Origin of the sequence: Corynebacterium sp. SA-MJD20WY100, assembly GCF_039822565.1 — a bacterium.
In the GTDB taxonomy this organism is placed as follows: domain Bacteria; phylum Actinomycetota; class Actinomycetes; order Mycobacteriales; family Mycobacteriaceae; genus Corynebacterium; species Corynebacterium phoceense_A.
In genome coordinates this window covers 1-1335 of record NZ_JBCJKS010000043.1, presented here as the reverse complement: position 1 = coordinate 1335, position 1335 = coordinate 1, and the positions used below count along the sequence as shown (strand labels likewise).

The 1335-nt window shown below is 54.9% G+C and carries 1 protein-coding gene and 1 pseudogene; both read left to right on the top strand.

Annotated features, from left to right (window positions below):
• A pseudogene (locus ABJ196_RS12610) lies at positions 1-422 on the top strand (hypothetical protein); the annotation flags it as partial.
• On the top strand, positions 422-1210 hold the full coding sequence (locus ABJ196_RS12605) for an ATP-binding protein (RefSeq protein ID WP_347307577.1): 789 nt from the start codon (positions 422-424) through the stop codon (positions 1208-1210). The pseudogene ABJ196_RS12610 and the gene ABJ196_RS12605, both read left to right, overlap by 1 nt.
• Positions 1211-1335: the final 125 nt, after the last annotated feature.

Below are 1335 nucleotides of genomic sequence, written 5' to 3'. Positions count from 1 at the left end.
ACACCAAGGTCTACGGAAACCTGTGGACCCGCAGTCGCTACGTCACCTGGTCGCAACATATCGGCCCTGCCTGCACGCGAGCGATTGCCATTGTGCTTGACCGGCCGAAAATCGAGCAGCAAGCATTCTTCACCTGCGAGAACATTCTCAAGCTGGCCAAGCGCTACTCGAAGGTCGAACTAGAACAAGCCTGCAAGTTCGTCCTCGATACCAAGCAATATGTTGGCTACTCCAACATCAAAAATGCCATCACCACACACGCAGCAGAACACTCAACGAGAGCACTTGCTCACGCGCATGAACACAGTGCCGTATCCACTAGAGACGACAACGATGTCGTCGTTGTCGACTTCGAGCAAGCACGGCTACGCGGGCTTGAAGCATTCGACATCCCCACCGACACCGCAGATAAGGAGGCATAATGACCGCACCTGCCACAGCATCACCGGCAATCATGGACGACGAAGAGATGATGCGCCTATTCAAGAAATTTCACATTGTCACCGCAGGAACCCGAGCCCTAGAAATCATTGGCGATCCTGCCTATGACTCCTACTCATTCCGTGACGTCCTCGTAGAAATGCTGCGTGCCCAGGAGGAAGGCTACATCCAGCGCACCAGCCACAAACGGCTTAAGGCTGCAGGACTTAAAGATCCAAGCGCAACCATGCGAGCACTTCTGGAAAACCCACCAGAAGAAATCACCCCGCAACGGCTTGCGCGCCTTAAAGACACTGAGTGGATAGCCGGCCCAAGCCCGCTAAATCTCGTCGTCATCGGCCCGACCGGCAGCGGTAAAAGCTTCCTGATCCAGGCCCTGGCGCACAATGCCTGCATGCAGCTACTGAGCGTGAAGTACTGGCGCTTAGCCGAGCTTGCCACCAGACTCGATGAAATTCGTCAGGACATCGCTGCCACGAATGACCTGGTGAAGAAGATATCCAAGTATCATCTTGTCATCTTCGACGACTTTTTCACCACAGAAATCTCGACCCACGCAACACGTGTGCTCTTCGAAATCATGGAAGCACGCACCGGCCAAGCCACCGCCATTGTCTCACAGACCGGCGCGAGTGACTGGGGCAAATTCATACCCAACCAAGTCACCGCAGAGTCCCTCATTAACCGGATCATGCACCCGTCAATGACCATCGCACTGAAGGGAGAAATCAACCTCCGCGAGAAACACCAACCCCGAGAAATCCTCTAACAACGCACACATCAAGTCCCCGCGCAACCCCAAGCGCGGGGACACCCCCACAACGACACTTTCCAATCAACAGAACCACGCTTTCCAATCACCGGAAGCATGCTTTCCGACCGCCGCGCTGCACA